Here is a 17,575-nt window from a genome sequence, read left to right as displayed (position 1 = left end):
GAAGCCTATATCGACCGTCATCGCGCGGTTCTCCTCGGTCGGGCAAAGGATCCCGGCACCCTTTTCGTCAAGACGGTGAAGACGACGAGCCTGGACGCAGCCTACGACTCCGCCAAGTTCTATGAAGCCTGGCGGACGGTGATCCAGCGGTACGGGATCTACAATCCCTATACCGGTCGCGGCGCCATCAAGGGCTTGCTGCCACACGGCCCTCACAATCTTAGGGATGTATTGGCAACCCACATTCTGAAACAAACCGGATCCTACGAGCAGGCAAGCTACGCGATCCAGGACACGCCCGACGTGGTGCGGCAGCACTACGGCCGTTTCCTGCCTCAGGACAAGGCTGCCCTTGCGGCCAAAATCCTGAACCAGGTCTGGGAAGCCGCCTGACTCTGGAGTGCCGGTGGCAACCTGGCGACCCGGGTCGTCGCCGGCTCATAGTGTCAGCGGACTTTCAGTTTTCGCAATCGTTCACGCCCGAATGTCTCAACAAATGCCAACCCGAACCAGATCGGCGCTTTTCTGTGATCGAGCGCCGGGCGATGTCCAAGGCACTCGGTGAGAGGTCGCCGCCTGAAGCCCTATAGTCGCGATTAAGTGTGCCCGGACATCGATAGCGAATATACCGCTGACCATGAAGGTGACCGATAGCTCGGGAACAAGTTTGCAGACGGCGGGGCTAGTGCCGTCACGCGAAGGCCCTACATCGCCCGGGCCGTGCAGGCATACTTCCCGCTTCCGGACGGGCACGCCGTTCGCGAGCCCGACGGCCTGATCAGACAACCGGCAAGATGCTACTTCGCAAACTCCCGGTACAACTCGACCGTCGGGGCGTGCGTATCGATCGCGTCGGTGACCTTGGACGCCATCGGCAGGTTCTTTTTCTCCACCTCCCATACCGCCCTGAACCGTTCAACCGTCTCTCGCGCGGTATCGATCACCAGCTTTTCGGAAAGCTCCGCTTTCGCGGCCAGATGCGCCAGCTCATCCTTCGACAGCGCCGCCATTTTTTTTGTGCGGGAGAAATTGAGCGCCGCCGTATCTTCCCCCTCGATGTAAGGGATGGTCGATAACAGATCATAGGCTGGAGAGAGAGCAGGGGTGCGGCGATCTGGATAGATGAGCGACCAGTTCTTCAGGTGCATGTCGCCATTGCCGATGAGTGTGCTGAAAACCAGTCGCCGGATGAACTCCGCAACATCGGTCATGCTGGTTTCGATCCCCAGCACGCGACCTATCATCCGGTAATTGCCCCTGTCGTATTTATGATCGGGCAAGACACCGAAGACTTGCGCAAAATCCTCGATATGCACTGGACCCTCCGGCGTACGGTCAAAACGCTTGATCGCCAGCGCCTGTCCGTGCAGTTCGCCCACCCCCTGCGGCAAACCACTCACGGCATCGAGATCAACCAGCTGAATCTCGGGCACGTCCATGCCCATCATCCCGGCGACGGTCATCATTGCGAATTCGTTCTCGGGCACGCCGCTGAATTGCTGAGACGGCAGCTTCACGATCCACGAGCCACCGGTGCCCTGGGCCGGAATGGTCAGGCCGCCACCCTTTTTGTCATTCTGGAAGGCGGAAAATTTCAGCTGCACACCCGCCAGCGAGAAGCGTAACGCATTCGGCCGTGCCTCGCCGATCACCTGCTCCTTGTCCAGAGGCGCATCATCCCCTTCGGAGGGATGCACCGTCACAGCCCCGGGCAGGTCCCGGCCGAGCATCCAGAGCAGAAAGAACTCCCGCGACGGCTTCACACCCGCACGATCAGCGAGGTATTTGCGCAGCGGTCCTTCCGGCAACAGGTTCGAAAAGAAGGGCGGGACGACGATATTGTATGGCCTGAACTTCGTAATAAGCGCGCCGAACGGGTCTTTCAGGGATAGGCTGAGCGTCGGTCGCTTTTCGTCTTCGATATAGGCATCGTTGAACGCGAAGATCGTGCGCCCGTCCTGCAGGTTCGTAAGGGTGGCGACCGGTTCCCCATACAGTCTGACGTCAAGCACCGTGACCTTAGGCATCGTCGCCTTCCTCATCCAGTGCATAGGCCGAGCGAGGGACCACATCATCACGGTCGCGGTGCACTGCCGCGTTGCGCAGTTGTCTTACGGCATCAACGATCTTGCTCAGTTCACCGCCGGACCGAGGATCGCTCTCCCACCTGGCCAGGGGGGCAGTCGCCTCCTTGAGTGTGTCGATCTCCTCGTTCGACAGAGCAAGATGGCGTAAGAGCGCGAGGCTGTTTTTGAATGCATCTGCGTCGATTGCATTGCCAAGCACGCCCCTGTGCTGCGCAAACCAACGCTCAAGGCGCCCCACCAGTTTGCGCTGGTCGGACGGCACGATATCGTTCGATGTCGATGTGCTGTCGAGGATGTTGCGGATTGCCGGCATCAGTTTTTTCGGGGCGAGGACGATTTCGAGGTCGAGAGCGCGCGCCACATCCACCAGGCTGCTCAGACCGGGCTCCATGGTGCCCCGCTCTATCTGGGAAATATGGCTTTGCGTCAGGCCAGAACGTGCGCTCAGCTCGCGCTGGCTCATTTTCCGCGCTTCACGCGTGGTGCGCAGTTGCTGCGTTATGTGCTCAGTCTTATACGCCACATCGCTATCCTATATCACACCATGCACGCCATATAGGATTATATATACCCGCTTAGCCGGGTCAAAGCAATCATGATACATTATTCTGTATCACACTGTTTCATATAGCTGGAATAATATATCGCATGAGGTCTAGGGCCCGGACATACCCTCGAGGGCCATGGAGCCAGTCGCACACAACGAAGGACGAGGAGCCGCCCTAAACTCAGTCATTTCCCTCGAGTTCCGGATCAGAGTCCGCAAAGGAACCCTCTTCAACCCGTCGACTGAGCAATCCCGCATCCTCGAGCGCCTCCATGTCCGGCAGGTCGCGCAACGTCTGCATGCCGAAGGCCGACAAAAAATACCTCGTCGTCACATAGGTATAGGGCGCCCCCGGCGTCGGGCTGCGCGGTCCCGACGAAATAAACCCCGCACCCCGCAAAGCGCTGATCGTGTCGCGAGAAACCTCCTTGCCAAAAATCTTCGACAGCTCGCTTCTCGTGACAGGCTGTGAATAGGCAATCGCCATGAGCACCATCGACTCGAACTCGGACAGGGCCGCCGCCCCGCCCCGCGTCGGCGCGCAAGAAGCCCGGATCGCCTCCGCGTAAGCCGGACGACTTCGATGCTGCCAGCCGCCGGCGACGGACACCAGTTCATAAGGCCGGGATCGGAGCTCCTCGTGCAGATCATCGATCAGTCGATCAATACTGCAATCCTTGCCGACAACGCGTGCCAGAGTTTCACGCGTCACCGGCTCGGCCGAGGCAAAGATCACCGCCTCGACTCGCATCATCCATTCCCGCCACCGCAATTCCGCCGGCAGATCCCCCAACTCCCGATCAAACAAGCGTTCGCTTGCGCCGTTCGCCTTCTTTCGGGATGGTTTTGCTGCGGGGGCTCCGGTCATCGTCACAATCCAAAAATCCGGAACGATGATCGTCCGGACAGCTCGCGCACGGCGCCAAAACTCTGAAGCCGTTCGAATAGTCGTGTTGCGGCCCAACGAGACAGATCACCGCCGGGCGCCGAGGCCGCAATCGCATCCTCATTGAGCAATGCCTGAATCACCGGTTCGGCTCCCTTGGTTCGCAGCTTCGGTGCCGCAGCAACAAGCTGATCCGCGCGGCGGGCGATTTCGCTGGCCGAGCGCAGAGCGCTTTGCGTCGCGTCAACAAGAGCCAAACAGATCGCAGTGGCGAACGCCACTTCGCCAGGGCGGACCCGCCCCCTTCCCCCAATGGTGCGGAAGGCTGGACCGTAGCGTTCGGACAGTAGAAGCGGGACAGGTTTTGGCCATTTGAGTTTTTGCGCCAGGACATTATCGGCCAGCATGAAGGCCAGCACCTCAACGTCCGGGCGAACGGCAGAAATCGCCGTTATCAGGTCCGCCACCGCGAAGGGTGCCACCCGCCCGGACTGAAGCGCAGCATCGACCAGATCAGGAACCGCCGCAAGGTCTTCATCCCATCCGAGCGCCAACAAGTCAGCGAGCTCTTTCACGAAGGTCGTGGTGACACCACCGGATCGGCCTGGCGATCTCTTTGTGGCCAAAAACAGCTTTCCGGCCGGCCCCGGGTCATCACCTGGGGCAGTGAGCAAAACCGCATCACGCAACGCATGTTCGCCCTCTGTTCGGCGCATCAGCCGCACGGCAACGGCAGCAGATTTGAGGGCTTGCCGGGACCGCCAGCAGCCGGCCCAAACTGGATCAAGCTGAATTAGATCATCAAGTGATTTCAGGGCGATGCCGGCTGCAAAAGCCGCATCCGCCTCCGATACATTGCGGCCACGCGACCGCGCCCATCCCGGCAGACTGAACAGTCGGATCGGCATTGATGAGGGGGTGAGTGGCAACGGATCCATACCAATGACGCTACACCGGATGCGCGGTTAAGGCTATCTTTTACAGCAATATCCGCACTGCCTGTCTGGACTATTTTATGATTGATAAGATTGCATTATCGTTCATTATGCTCTTTATAGAGGGAATGGCCCATATCGTCGAGCAAAACACGAAAAATGACGTCGAGGAGCACTCAGCACCGCCGCACAGCACGGCGGTTTCCGATGATGTTTCGGCGGCGCAGGTGTCGACCGGGCTGCCCTCCCCTCTTGCCGAGACCACCGCTGGTCTGCCGACGCATCTCAAAGACCTTACCGATCGTGCCCGCGTTTATGTCGAGGCAGCCAGCTCCGCAAACACGCGCCGCGCCTACGCCTCCGACTGGAAGCATTTTTCCGCTTGGTGCCGACGCCAGAATCTGGCCCCCCTCCCCCCGGATCCCGAAGTCGTTGGTCTATACATCACAGCCTGTGCCTCTGGCAGTGCCGTGGGCACGGCGACGCGCGGCGCGAAGCCCATCAGTGTTTCGACCATCGAGCGGCGCCTGGCCGCCATTGGCTGGAATTGTACCCAGCGCGGCCAACAGCTCGATCGCAAGGATCGTGCCATTGCCACGGTAATGGCCGGCATCCGCAACACCCACGCCGCCCCGCCCCGGCAGAAGGAAGCCATCCTGCCCGAAGACCTCATCGCCATGCTGGAGACGCTGGATAGGGGAACGCTACGCGGCATGCGCGATCGAGCCATGCTGCTCATCGGCTTTGCTGGCGGCCTTAGGCGCTCGGAAATCACAGGCCTCGACCTTGGCCGCGACCAGACGGAGGACGGTCGCGGCTGGATCGAGATACTCGACAAAGGTCTGCTGGTCACGTTGCGCGGAAAAACCGGCTGGCGCGAGGTGGAGATCGGCCGCGGTTCTTCAGACACCACCTGCCCGGTCGTTGCCACAGAGACCTGGATCAAATTCGCAAAACTCGCCAAAGGCCCGCTTTTCCGCCGCGTGTGGGGTAAGGGCAAGAATGTCGGGCCGGATCGGCTCAACGACCAGGAAGTGGCCCGCCTCGTTAAAAAGGCAGCGCTGGCCGCCGGGGTGCGTGGTGACCTCAGCGAAGACGAGCGGGCCGGAAAATTCTCAGGCCATTCCCTGCGCGCGGGACTTGCGTCTTCCGCCGAAGCCGATGAGCGTTATGTCCAGAAGCAACTCGGCCATGCAAGCGCGGAAATGACCCGCAAATATCAGCGCAGACGCGACCGCTTCCGGGTCAATCTGACCAAAGCTGCGGGGCTGTGAGCCGGCTTCAATAGCCCAACATCGGTTTAGCCCTCTACACTCCCGCCATCAGGACATCGACCGCGCGTGTTATGCGATCGCCTTGATCCGCCGCATTTCCGATCCGCTGCAGACTGGACCTGCGCACGGCCGCTATCAGCCGCGTGGCGAGGACAAGACGCATACCATCAAAATGCAGTTCGGGATTTAGCTGCTTGACTGCCGGGTAGTCCGCAAGCAGAGGAATGACCACCACAGCCGGATCTGGCGGCAGCAGGTCGCTTTCAACGACGACCATCAACACGCCCTGGTATTGGGCAATATCATAACGGATCAGCTGTTCCACGAAGATCCGCCCGGTGCCGCGATGATATCAGCCAGAGGGTGACCGTTGCGCTCATGCCATTCCGCTTGCGCTGCAAATGCATCGGCGTTTTCAGCGACCCATTTCCTCTGCCTCGCTTCAGCGATTGCCTTCAAAAGGGCCGCTTCCGCCACAGCGGACACATTGATCTCAAGATCTTTGGCGCAGTCGAGCGCCTCTGCATCAAGCGTCAAGGATGTCTTCCGCTTTGATCTGCCAGCCATGACAACATGCTCCTTTATCATACCGCAAAATATACCGCACTGTAGTACGGTGCAACCCACCCCCTCACCCCGCACGCCTTTCGCCAGATCCGTTTGCGCGGATTTGCGCCATCAGCATCGGTCCAAGCGAGAATTCGCCACGTTCGGCGCGGCTGGTCAGGTCGCGCAGATAGCCGCCGGCGGAGTTGATATGGCCGGCGCGCTCGAGAATGCAGGCGATGATTGTTGCGGCATTTTCTGGACCGAAAATCGCGCAAGCCTCCTCATAGGCAGACGGCGAAACGCCGAGCATCGAGCGCACCACCACCGCAGCCCCCATCAGGTCGCGCCAGTTGGTGATTGCGCCGCCCGGCCCGTAATCACAGATCTCGCGGCAGGCGGACAGAACCATGCCAAGTGGGAAGGGTTTTTGGCCAAATCCGGACGGACTCTCGCCTTGCAACCGGGATTGTCCCGCATTGCCACCCTGCCCCATCCCGGGCGAAGCTGATTTGATCTCCTTTACCGCTGGCTCCACGTGGTTCGGGTCAAGGGGTTCGGGATTTTCGCCTCGCTTTTCTTTCAAGCGCAGTTCAGATTCAATAAGGGAGTCTGGATTTGAATTCTGTTTATGACGCTCATTTTCAGGGGCATTGCCGCTTGGTTTGGTTGCTTTGATTTGAGTTTCCAACTGGTTAAGGATGTTTTTCCGCAGGAACTCGATCTCGTCGAGCGCTGCGATGACTACCTCCAGCGAGGGCTTGCGCGGATAGTTGGCGAAAATCGCGCGGTATTCTTCCTGAAAGCTGAGCCAATCGCCCGCGGCCCCTTCCTCAAGTGCTGTTTCAATCAGCTTGATCGCATCGCGGCGGCAGATCGTCAGCCGCTCCTTCATCCGCCGCATGTGCAAGCGTTCCGCTTCCACTTCGCTAGCCAGCCGTTTGATCTCCTCGGCACGAGCCAGCAGCGGCTTGAGAGAGAACCCGAACGCCTCGTCAATCTCACCGGCACGGCTGCGGCGGGCAAAGCGCTTGCCATTGGCGCTGTCCTTGCGGGTGAGAAGCCCGGCTGACACCAGCACCGTGAGATGACGGCGGATGGTCTGCTCGGCCATGCCATTGGCGCGGCGTGACAATTGCGCGTTCGACGGAAACACGATCAGGCTGTCGCCAGCGGCAAGCTCGGCCTTGGGGTAAAAACTTATCAGCGCCGAAAGCACGGCCAATGCCCTGTCGGTGATGCCCAGGCGCGGCCGCGCTTCGCACAGCGCCTGATAGATCTTCCACTTGTCGACACTCGCATCGTCATCAATTTCAGCGGCCGTCATCTGATCTGCCAACATGGCATAGGTCATCGTACGCCGCCCAAAGGGCGTCGTGATATGATTCAGCTGCATTTTCCTTCACCTTTCAAAAGGCAATAGAAATTCGTTCGCCAAATTGACGCTCAAGACTCTTGACTGTGATTCGGGGAAGTGCGATTCTCTAGTTGCTAGACACGAGAAGGGCTTCCACGACGGCGACGTTTGGGGGCCTTTTTCTATTGCGTTGCACTAACTCCGTTTATCGGTTGTCTTCGCCTTGATCTCCCGGAGATAGGCGTCGTGAATGGTTTCCATTTGTCCGGCCAGATAGGCGACAAATTCGGGCGGAACCGATTTGGCAAAACTTACCTTCGCCCCAGCATTGCCGTAGCTCACCTCGGCCAGTTTCATGCCTTTCGACATGATGGTCTCACGCGTCGGGGCCTTGGAACCGGGCGTGTTGGGTTCGGGAGCCGTGACCTTTTCAAACAGGGCTGACAGCGCCAGCGCAAAACGGTCTTCGCTCGACATATCCGCGCCGGCAGTAGCCAGGAGTTCCTCGATCATGCTGTGCGCCTTCGGGAAGGCAGTCCATTTCTCCACCAGCTCAAGCCAGCGACGGCGGCCGATCTCGGGCGCAGGGCCAATCGCCTGCAGCAGGCTCTGCGGCAGGGTTGCAGCAATCCGGATCATCTCGGAAATATGCGACTTTCCGGTCGACAGCGAGGCGCAGATGGTGGCCCGGTCATAGCCCGCCTTCTCCTGCGCAAAGGCAAAATTGCACTTCTCGATGAAGCTGAGATCGTTGCGGGCCGAGTTTTCCTCGCCCTGAAACACAATCGCTTCTGCGTCATCAAGCGGACGGATGATCGCCTTGAATTTCAGCCCCAGCTTTTGCGCCGCAGCCAGCCGCCGGCGGCCATAGACAATCTGGTAATGCTCAGGGTCGTCCTTGAGCGGACGCACCAGACCCGGCACGATCTGCCCGCGCTCGCGCATCGAAGCCACCAGTTCTGAAATCGCGGCCTCGTCATAGGCGCCGGCAAACCGGTCCGGAATGCTCGATGGCAAGATCTCGGCCGGGTCAAGTTCGCTGACATAGCCGCCATCCTTGAGCACCCGTTCGGCCAACTCGCCGCGCTCCTGGATCTGGCGGACGCCAGCGGCAACCTTTTTCAGATGCGGTGACGTCAAGCTACGTTCGCGTGAGCCACCCGCCTGCCCGGTGCCGGTTGTCTCCCCCGGCTTGGTCACGGCTTCATCTTCGCTGAGTTTGCCCAGCACGTTGGCGAACATGCCTTTGGAATCTTTCCGGCTCATGAGCGTCCCCACGCATTTGTCAGCAGATCCTCGATCTCTGCGTTGACACCGTTGATCGATTCCATCGCCCGGTCATAGGTCTTGGGCGCTGAGAACCGCGAGCGCTGTACCTCGTACAAGCTCTGCTTCCAGGTTAGCGCATCTGCAACGGCTGTGGATTTTATGACGGTGTTGAGCAGAAGATCATTGCCGAAAACCTGCCGCATCAAGGCCATCATATTGGCTTGCGGATGGTCATTGGGCTCGAATTTGGTGATCAGGAATTTGGCAAAATCCCATTCCGCACGGGTGCCCATCTCATTGAGGATTTGCATGTAAGACCCGGCAAGCTCAAGGAATTTCGCCGTCGAGTCGACATCGAGCATGTGGGCGGGAACCGGAATAAGAACGCCCGTCGCCGCCGTCAGCGAAGACAATGTCAGAAAATTCAGCGACGGGGCCGAATCCATCAGGATGATATCATAATTGTCCTCAACCTGAGCAATCGCCTGGGCCGCCCGCAACAGGAATTCGGTGCCGCCGGATTTGCGCATTTCAAGCGCCACGGCTGTTTCGAACTCGGTGAGTTCGAGGCCTGCGCAGATCACGTCAAAGCCTTCAATATGGGTCTTGTGGATCAGCGATTGCGTCGGCACAGGGTCGCCAAAGCGAATGGCGGAGTAAAACGTGTCTCCCTCGCGCGGATCGAAATCCGGCAAGGAGCCGTGAAGCGCGGTCAGCGAAGCCTGCGGATCGAGATCAATCGCCAGCACCCGATAGCCTCTCAAGGCCAGATAATGGCCGAGATGGATCGTGGTCGAGGTCTTGGATGACCCGCCCTTGAAATTGGTGACCGCAATCACCTGACAATCCTCACCTTCGATACGGCGCGGATTGATCCATTTCTTGCGGCCGTTTTCAGCCAGCAACATGCGCAGTTCGAGAATTTGCGTCACGGTATAAAGCCGGCGGCCATTGCTGGTGACTTCCGGTTCAGGCCCCCTGCCCTTGAGCGAAATCTGGCGGATATAGGCTTCCGTTACCCCAAGAAGGCTTGCCACTTCCGAGGATGCAAAGGTTCGCATGACGCGGTGCGCATCGGGCGGATACTGGGCCAATGACAAATTGCGCAAGGCGTGATCCAACTTGTTGGAAAACGTCTGCATGAAGTCCAGACTGTTCAAATGCCGAGTCAACGCGCTGCTCCGTGCTGTGTTACGCCACTGTATTACCTGGTATGGTTAACAGAAGGTTAAACACTGTGTGACTACGCAAAAAACCGAAAATTTCGCAATTTGTCGTAATTTCAGATATCCCGATTCGGGAGCGGCTGCAAAGTCTTCATCTTTGCACTGACTGGCCGGACGCTTTCAGGTTCCCCGCGGGGAACTTTGGAGGTGGATACCTTTTTTGCGGGGGCAGTCTCGTACCGTCGCACCGTGATTCGTCGCCGGTTCCCCGCGGGGAACCTGAAGGCGGAATCACGTCCCGGACGCACAACCGCACCCCGCGACAGCATCCTACTGAACGGGAAGGGCTTCGTGCATGGTCTGCTTCGAGGCGTCCTGACCACAGCCATGCTTCAGGATATGACGGGCATCAATCCCGTAGAGTTCATGCGGCGTGTTTCGCCGAAGGCCAGCTATTCGGGTTGGGGGAGGGGTGTTCAAACAACCTCAGCAAAGCGATGTCAGGATCGCCGTAAGGCGCAACGCGGAAAATTTTGCCTTTCTGCCGGCTACCGATCCACGTCTCCACGCGGCAGGGGCCAAATGGCTCGAGACCGCACTGGCCTGGGCCGGTACCCGCGCTTGCGCTTCTCGCGCATCAGTTCGAGAAAAAGATCAACCGCGTCCCTCTCGTTTGCGAAATGATGCATCTTGCACTGACCCCTTCTGCCGATGCGGCCCCAGGTCCGTGTCAGGCAGGCTTCGCCGAACAATGTTGCCGAGATTTCCATGGCGTAATAACGCGCCACGTTGTTCGAGGCTTGGCTGCGTTCAATATAGATGTAGTAGGGCTGCGCGATCATACCGGCAGATTCGAACATCCGGGCGCGCGCGTCCAACGAGTTCGATGAATCAATCGCGCCGGAAAGATTCGTTGTTTTGATGGGTGTCGTGGGAGACCACAGTCTTGTTCAGTGCCGAGACCTATCAACGACCAGAGGACGGTCTGTAGCTCAGCGGTCAATCAAAACTCAGCGGGATTTTCTCCTGAGTTCGGAGATGGCAATCACAATCCAGCCACTGATCATTGCCATACCTCCGGCGGGCGCTGCCATTGAAAACAATCGGGTGTCGGCAAAATGGCGCATCAGCAGATCACCGCAAAATAGCGCGAGCCCAGTGCCCAGAAGGCCGGCACCGGCAGTCCGTACACGGTTTGGATTTGCAGCAAGGCCGAGCGCCACAAAAAGCGGTGCATGAAACAACAGGAACTGGGCCGCGGTGGTGACATTACCGCCACCTGCATGAGCACCATAGGCTGACAAGGCAACGCCTGCCGCACCCATCAAGCCGCCGACAAGAATGAAAATGCTCATGATCTGGAATCCAGTCGCTTCATGCCGCAGATGCGGATCAACGAGCTCCGCCTCAGCCTTTTGGTCATCGATGATGTCGTTAAAAGGGTTCTCACAGACCTGGGTGAAGCGCAATCCGAAATCATTGTTGCGCTTTTTCCAACGCACGATGTCGTCCCGCCGCTGACCTCATTCCACCATAAATCTGGAGCTGAAAGGAAGGCTTGCTGCTCCAATGGCCTTTGGTGAAGGGTTTATGATCCCGGCCATGGCCTTGGATCCAGGCGCGACACTTTCAAACTGTTCGCAGATTTTCTGGCAAATGCCCTGCGGGGCATAAGACGACAGGACGACCGTGTTGATTTCAACAAATTGAGTCAGGGATTCGTATGAAAGCCTTATCCGCTCGACCAACTCAGCCTCCCAGGCTTTTTGAGTTTCTCCATAATCGGGCCACTGTGACGATCGATCCCAAAGGGCGTCGGTGGAAATTTCCTGGTCATGAAGTTGAGTTTCCAGGCGACGGATTCCGACGTCATAACTCAGTGACGAGTTCCCATTGTAAATCTGGTGGTTGAGAATAAGGCGGCTGTGCAATTCGGCCCCGAGATAGAAGAACAGGTAGTCCGAAAGCGGTTTGGCAGCCCCAAACATGCTCTCGCCACTGGCTGCTGCGGTAATGTCGTTCTGTACAAAAACTGCAATCCCGATTTCGCTCTCTATTTCTTCCTGCAGCGCTTGCTGCCGCAGCTGATAGTCATCGGTCCTCAAATTCGTCTCGCGCTTTGCCTCGGGGAAGGCAAGGCCGATGCCGGCAAGCCGGCCACTGGCGCCTTGCGGTAGCATCCTGATTGCCTCATTGATCGTCTGCAGAAATTCAGGATGATTGGATTTCCCCGATTGCCCGTTGTTTGGCAACATGCTGTGGAACCGGACAGTACCGACAAAATCGATCAGGACAACTTCGGTGTGTTTGTAGCCTATGCTGATGCCGACCGAATAAGCCCCTTCGGGATTGAGTGAAATGGGAACGGTAGGCGGGCCAACACGGCCGCGCTCCTTGAGCGCCTCACCTTTGGAGACCAGTCCCTCTTTCTCCAGGGAGCGGACAAGAACCGATACGGTCTGGGCGGAAAGGCCGGTTTTCTCGCCGATCTCGAACCGCGATATGCTTTCGTTCTCCAAGAGAAGCGACAGCAGCAACCGCTCATTGTAGCTGCGGACGCTGACAGAATTCAGTCCGGTCGCCCGGTCTGCGATGCGCAACGGGTTGGGTGGGGCAAATCTCATGTCAGGCAAGGGAGCGCCTTTCATAATGAAATTGCTGACGGAAATTTTTGCGTTTGCGCGGCTGCATTCTACTCACTGTCACGTGTCCATCCGATGGAATCGACCTCCTGGGCAAGCGCCACCCCCAGAGCTTCGTGCGCCCGATCATTGATGTGAAACCCGTCGAGCGGATCGCATTCGACGACAGATCCTGCATCGAAGAAGTGCACTTCGAGCGAGTCGGCAATGATCTCGAACTGCAAGGCAAGTTCTCGTGATTTCCGCTGGGCGCCTGAAAAAATCGGCTCCCATTCCTTGATGTCATCAAGCATGGGAGGAGGGGAAACGACCATGATCTCCGGCACCGTTCCGTGTGGACCCGGCGTCAGCTCTTTGATGTCGTGGATCAGGCATCCAATGCCCATGGCCACCTCGGAGGCCGGTTGATTGAAACGCGCTTTGAGATCATTCGTGCCCAGCATGATGATAATCAGGTCGAGAGTCATATGGCTTTGAACGCACGGCGTCAGATAACTCCGGCCATTCTTGTGCGCGCCTTCGATCGGATCATCGCGAACGGTGGTTCGCCCACTCAGGCCTTCTTCAATGATATGCCAGTTCGGCCCGAGTTCCCGTCCCATGACCCCTGGCCATCTTCGAGCCGGGCCGTATCTTTGCAATGGCGTACCGCCAGGCACCTGGCCGTGTGTGTTTGAATCGCCAAAGCAGAGTATGGATCGCATCGATCTTCCAAGCGGTAATTATATAATATATATAAACACTTACGTCGGAGTTCAAGAAGATTGTCTTGTTTAGAACAATGCCACCTCGGTGCACGGAATGCAAGCTCGTCTAATAATCATTCAAAGTGAATATCTATTGACAGCGCCGAAATGCCGTGTTGTTTTGAGGGTCAGGAGGAGGTCCTGAAATTCTGGAAGTGGCGAAGTTCGTGCCTAACGGGGATGTGTTTTCCGCGGCGCCGAGCGGCTCACGCGAGTCGTGGTTGAAGCTTCAGCTCAAGCGCCAGATCCCATAGCAAAGACAACTGTCCGGATATTTCAGACGGTTGCTGAACTTTCAGAAGGCCTGCCTGACTGTCCGCCATGAGCCGCAATGCGGAAACCGGCCGGATCTGATTTTGAGCGCAATATGGAGGAATGCTCAATGAAAACCACACTGAAAACTTTCGCGACGGCTGTTTTGATGGCAACCACCGTCATGATTGCACCTTCTCTCTCGCAGGAAGTGCATTTGCTGGATGGAGTGACGGCACGGACCGGTGACAATCCGGTTGTCGAGGCGGGCACTTTCAAGAAAGACGGCCCATGGGTCATCGGCATGAGCCATTTTGGCGTGAATGCAAATACCTGGACTGTTCAGGTTGCCCATGAGACGGAAGCCGCGGCAGCCAAAGACGATCGTATTTCCAAGCTGATCATTCTCGATGCCGGTTTTGACCAGAAAAAGCAGGTTGCCGACATTGAAGATTTGATTGCGCAGAAGGTCGATGCCATCATCGTGCAGCCGGTGACGTCGACTTCCGCTGACGCCTCCATCGCAAAGGCCGTTGCAGCCGGAATTCCAGTGGTTCTTCATACCGGCCGGACCGAGGGTGATGCCTACACTACTGAAATCCAGGGCGGGGCCGAGCATTTCGGCAAGGTCATGGGTGATTTTCTGGTCAAGGAACTTGATGGCAAGGGCAACATCTGGGTGTTGCGCGGCCTGGCCGGTCATCCCGAGGACACCAACCGTTACAACGGTCTCACGCAGGCGCTCGAGGGGACTGACATCAAGATCATCGCCGAAGACAATGGCGACTGGCAGTATGACAAGACCAAGAAGCTGTGCGAGACCCTCTATCTCAACAACCCGCAAGTCGACGGCATCTGGTCTTCGGGCGCCGACATGACGCGTGCCTGCGTTGATGTTTTCAAGCAGTTCAGTGCCGAAATCCCGCCGATCACGGGGGAGGGCAACAATGGCTTCTTCGGCCAGTGGATCACCGATGGCTTCAAATCGGTCTCGTCCGAATATAGCCCGGCGCAGGGCGCCGCCGGCGTTCGTGCCGCCGTCGCGCTGCTGGAAGGCAAGGAGTTGAAGAAACACTACGACTACAACCCGGAAGGTTGGGATGTCGAGAAAGCCAAGACCTACTATCGCGATGACCTTTCGGCCAATGTCTGGTGGCCGTCGGAACTGAGCGAAGACAAGCTGCAGGAGCTTTACGGCAAGAAATAGTCCTCCCAGGACTTCCCGCCGGAATTCGCATCAAGGCAATTCCGGCGGGTTTTTGCGCTTCGCGTTGCGCCCGGTTTCCGGGCCCATATGTCCGGGGGACGTCGTGACAAACCTGATCAGAATGTCGAATATCTCGAAAGCGTTTGGCGGCAACGTCGCGCTCAAGGGTGTGTCGCTCGAACTTATGCCTGGCACTGTCCACGCTTTGATGGGCGAAAACGGGGCAGGGAAGTCCACGCTGATGAAAATACTGGCCGGCGTTCACCGGCCGGACAGCGGAGAGTTGTCCAGAAACGGCCAGAAAGTCGACTTCAACCACCCCAAGGATGCGCTGGATTTCGGCATTTCGACGGTTTTCCAGGAACTCTCGCTTCTCGCCAATCTCACGATTGCGGAAAATATGTTTCTGGGACGGGAGCCCACCAGCCGCTTCGGACGCATCGACTATGCAAAAATGGCGACGGAGACGACCAGGGCGCTGAACGAACTTGGCCTTGATCTCGATCCAGGCACACTGGTGTCTGAACTCAGCATCGCAGAACGGCAGTTCGTTGAAATCGCCCATGGCATAAAGGCCGATGCCAGCATTTTCATTCTCGATGAGCCCACTGCCGCGCTCAATGCTGCAGATGTGGAGGTGCTCAACACCAACATTCGCCGGCTCCGGGATGCGGGCAAGGTAATTGTCTATATCTCCCACAGGATGGACGAGATCTTCGAGATTTGTGACACCGTCACCGTGCTCAAGGACGGTGAGCTCGTCGCAACGCAATCGCTGTCCGAGATGACCCCGGATTCTCTGATTGCCATGATGGTCGGCCGGGAACTTGAGGATCTCTTTCCCGAACGGACTGCGCAGCCGGGCGATGTCTTGCTCACCGTTGAAAATTTCCGGATCAATCCCGATTCAAAGCCGTTCGATCTGGTTGTCCGCCGGGGTGAGATTGTGGCGCTGGCCGGACTGGAAGGGCAGGGCCAGCAGAAGCTGCTGCGCTCTCTGGTCGGTCAGCATACGCCAGCGGGCGGAACCGTGACGATTGACGGTCGACCTTTGAGGCTTCCCGTTCCCATCTCCACCGGGGTCCGCAAACTGCAAGCCATGGGCGCGGGGTTTGTGCCGGAAGACCGCAAGGAGGAGGGCTTGTTTCTGGGGCTTTCCATTGCTCACAATATTGCCATTGGTCTGCATGCTTCGCGCCCTGAAATGGCGATTGCAAAATCCTGTCGACAGGTTGTTGACGCGACGATGGGCAGCATGAATGTCAAGGCAGCCAATGCGGCGGTTCCGGTTGGTTCGCTTTCAGGCGGAAATCAACAGAAGGTGCTGCTCGGCAGATACCTTGCCGCCAACACCAACCTCCTGCTCATCGAAGAGCCGACCCGTGGGGTCGACATCGGGGCGAAGTCCGAAATCTACAAGCTTCTGCGCGATTTCACCGCAGGCGGCGGTGCCGTTCTTGTCCTGTCGAGGGAGACAATCGAGCTCATCGGCCTGTGCGACCGGATCTACATTGTTCACGACAACACCGTGGTTGACGAAATCCATGCCTCGGAAGCAACCGAACACAAAATACTCAACGCAGCCCTGAATGCGTGAGCTTTCTGTACGCGGCGCGACGATGAAAGAAGATAGAACACAATGAAACTGAGCGACCTCATCACAGGCAGAAATTCCCGCCAGGGCGTATGGGGCTTGGCATTGCTGATGGCCGTCGGCCTGACGGTCTGGCTCGGCGTGACCACCGACCAGTTTCTCAACCCCGAGAATCTGCAGAACCTGGTTGCCCAGGCCATGCCGCTGGTCATTACCGCGATCGGGCAGATGTTCGTGATCTTGCTGGGCGGACTTGATCTGTCGGTCGGCTCGGTGATCAGTTTCACCACAGCCATTCTGGCCCTTGACGGCCCCGGCTATGTTCTGATTCCGGCTGTCTTCGTGCTCGCCGGCCTGATCGGCTGGATCAACGGCTTCGTCATTACCCGCCTCAATGTTCACCCGATCATCGCAACCCTTTCCATGCAGTATATCGTGCTTGGCATCACCCGGGCGCTCCGGCCTGTCTCGGGAGGGACGGTTCCGGATGTGGTGATATCTTCTGTATCCGGTTCTTTCCTGGGCGTTCCGATGCCGGTGTTCTGGGGCATTTTGACCATCCTGCTCGCCATGAAGCTGCTCTATGGTTCGCGGTTCGGACTGCACCTTTTCGCAATCGGCGGCGGCATTGCATCGGGAGCCGATCAGGCCGCCCACAATTTCGGTATCTCCGACAAGCGCAACATCACGCTGGCTTATGTCATCTGTTCCTGCTTTGCCGCGCTGGCCGGAATTTTCCTCGCCGGACGCATTGTATCGGGAGACCCGAATGTGGGGCTGCTGTTCGAACTCGATGCGATCACTGCGGTGGCGATCGGGGGGACGCAGCTCTCGGGCGGTGCGGGAAGCCTCCACGGCACCGTGATCGGAGCAGTGGTGATGTCGTTGCTGGCCAACGGAATGAACCTCTCCAACGTCTCGCCATTCATTCAGACGGCAGTCAAGGGCACCATCTTGCTGTTCGTCGTCGGCCTTCAGTCGCGCAAGAAAATTGGACTTTGAGATGACGACGTCTTTCACACACTCGATGGTTCAAAGGATGGTTCGCATCCCTCCGTCCTATGTCC

17 protein-coding genes and 1 pseudogene are annotated in these 17,575 nt (G+C 57.9%); 5 read left to right on the top strand and 13 right to left on the bottom strand.

Features of this window, described 5'->3' with window-relative positions; all coding sequences use genetic code 11:
• Nucleotides 1-393: pseudogene (locus ABJN75_RS19050) on the top strand (hypothetical protein); the annotation flags it as partial.
• Between the two features lie 404 nt (nt 394-797).
• Here ABJN75_RS19050 and ABJN75_RS19045 read toward each other — a convergent pair.
• From ABJN75_RS19045 to ABJN75_RS19030, 4 genes are all read right to left on the bottom strand, one after another.
• A complete protein-coding gene (locus ABJN75_RS19045) occupies nt 798-2,027 on the bottom strand; it encodes a HipA domain-containing protein (protein WP_348441173.1) in 1,230 nt (409 codons plus the stop codon).
• Nucleotides 2,020-2,610 (bottom strand): helix-turn-helix transcriptional regulator, encoded by a 591-nt coding sequence (locus ABJN75_RS19040; protein WP_348441172.1) that lies wholly within the window; start codon nt 2,608-2,610, stop codon nt 2,020-2,022. Before ABJN75_RS19040 ends, ABJN75_RS19045 begins: the two co-directional genes overlap by 8 nt.
• 205 nt (nt 2,611-2,815) lie before the next feature.
• Nucleotides 2,816-3,502, bottom strand: a complete 687-nt coding sequence (locus tag ABJN75_RS19035; protein ID WP_348441175.1) for an SMC-Scp complex subunit ScpB — start codon at nt 3,500-3,502, stop codon at nt 2,816-2,818.
• Between the two features lie 2 nt (nt 3,503-3,504).
• The gene (locus tag ABJN75_RS19030) at nt 3,505-4,458 is read right to left on the bottom strand and encodes a DUF1403 family protein (protein ID WP_348441171.1); all 954 of its coding nucleotides are present in this window, start codon (nt 4,456-4,458) and stop codon (nt 3,505-3,507) included.
• Between the two features lie 125 nt (nt 4,459-4,583).
• Here ABJN75_RS19030 and ABJN75_RS19025 point away from each other — a divergent pair, with 125 nt between their 5' ends.
• Nucleotides 4,584-5,729, top strand: a complete 1,146-nt coding sequence (locus ABJN75_RS19025) for a site-specific integrase (RefSeq protein WP_348441174.1) — start codon at nt 4,584-4,586, stop codon at nt 5,727-5,729.
• Between the two features lie 34 nt (nt 5,730-5,763).
• Here ABJN75_RS19025 and ABJN75_RS19020 read toward each other — a convergent pair whose 3' ends face one another.
• From ABJN75_RS19020 to ABJN75_RS18980, 9 genes are all read right to left on the bottom strand, one after another.
• A complete protein-coding gene (locus tag ABJN75_RS19020; RefSeq protein WP_348441170.1) occupies nt 5,764-6,054 on the bottom strand; it encodes a CcdB family protein in 291 nt (96 codons plus the stop codon).
• Nucleotides 6,042-6,296, bottom strand: a complete 255-nt coding sequence (locus ABJN75_RS19015) for a type II toxin-antitoxin system CcdA family antitoxin (protein WP_348441169.1) — start codon at nt 6,294-6,296, stop codon at nt 6,042-6,044. Before ABJN75_RS19015 ends, ABJN75_RS19020 begins: the two co-directional genes overlap by 13 nt.
• Before the next feature lie 64 nt (nt 6,297-6,360).
• Complete coding sequence (repC, locus tag ABJN75_RS19010; protein WP_348441168.1) at nt 6,361-7,671, bottom strand: plasmid replication protein RepC; 1,311 nt, start codon at nt 7,669-7,671, stop codon at nt 6,361-6,363.
• A 156-nt stretch (nt 7,672-7,827) separates the two neighbouring features.
• Complete coding sequence (repB, locus tag ABJN75_RS19005) at nt 7,828-8,898, bottom strand: plasmid partitioning protein RepB (RefSeq protein WP_348441167.1); 1,071 nt, start codon at nt 8,896-8,898, stop codon at nt 7,828-7,830.
• Nucleotides 8,895-10,073 carry a plasmid partitioning protein RepA gene (gene repA, locus ABJN75_RS19000; protein ID WP_348441166.1) on the bottom strand — a complete coding sequence of 393 codons (1,179 nt, stop codon included), beginning with the start codon at nt 10,071-10,073 and terminating at the stop codon, nt 8,895-8,897. Before repA ends, repB begins: the two co-directional genes overlap by 4 nt.
• A 542-nt stretch (nt 10,074-10,615) precedes the next feature.
• The gene (locus ABJN75_RS18995; RefSeq protein WP_348441165.1) at nt 10,616-10,927 is read right to left on the bottom strand and encodes a WGR domain-containing protein; all 312 of its coding nucleotides are present in this window, start codon (nt 10,925-10,927) and stop codon (nt 10,616-10,618) included.
• Between the two features lie 150 nt (nt 10,928-11,077).
• Complete coding sequence (locus tag ABJN75_RS18990; RefSeq protein WP_348441164.1) at nt 11,078-11,569, bottom strand: DUF423 domain-containing protein; 492 nt, start codon at nt 11,567-11,569, stop codon at nt 11,078-11,080.
• 21 nt (nt 11,570-11,590) lie between these two features.
• The gene (locus ABJN75_RS18985; protein ID WP_348441163.1) at nt 11,591-12,715 is read right to left on the bottom strand and encodes an ROK family transcriptional regulator; all 1,125 of its coding nucleotides are present in this window, start codon (nt 12,713-12,715) and stop codon (nt 11,591-11,593) included.
• 44 nt (nt 12,716-12,759) lie between these two features.
• Nucleotides 12,760-13,413: an SGNH/GDSL hydrolase family protein gene (locus tag ABJN75_RS18980; RefSeq protein WP_348441162.1), complete on the bottom strand. Its 654-nt coding sequence runs from the start codon at nt 13,411-13,413 to the stop codon at nt 12,760-12,762.
• 424 nt (nt 13,414-13,837) lie between these two features.
• On the opposite strand from ABJN75_RS18980, the gene ABJN75_RS18975 reads away from it, so the two are divergent.
• The 3 genes from ABJN75_RS18975 (at nt 13,838) to ABJN75_RS18965 (ending at nt 17,510) form a co-directional block, all read left to right on the top strand.
• Nucleotides 13,838-14,914, top strand: coding sequence for a substrate-binding domain-containing protein (locus ABJN75_RS18975; RefSeq protein WP_348441161.1), 1,077 nt, complete (start codon nt 13,838-13,840; stop codon nt 14,912-14,914).
• A gap of 103 nt (nt 14,915-15,017) precedes the next feature.
• Nucleotides 15,018-16,511 carry a sugar ABC transporter ATP-binding protein gene (locus tag ABJN75_RS18970; protein ID WP_348441160.1) on the top strand — a complete coding sequence of 498 codons (1,494 nt, stop codon included), beginning with the start codon at nt 15,018-15,020 and terminating at the stop codon, nt 16,509-16,511.
• A 42-nt stretch (nt 16,512-16,553) separates the two neighbouring features.
• Complete coding sequence (locus ABJN75_RS18965) at nt 16,554-17,510, top strand: ABC transporter permease (RefSeq protein ID WP_348441159.1); 957 nt, start codon at nt 16,554-16,556, stop codon at nt 17,508-17,510.
• Nucleotides 17,511-17,575: the final 65 nt, after the last annotated feature.

This window comes from Hoeflea sp. (genome assembly GCF_039975035.1).
Taxonomy (GTDB): domain Bacteria; phylum Pseudomonadota; class Alphaproteobacteria; order Rhizobiales; family Rhizobiaceae; genus Hoeflea.
Note: the sequence above shows the minus strand (reverse complement) of the source record. Positions and strands in the feature narration are given on the sequence as shown.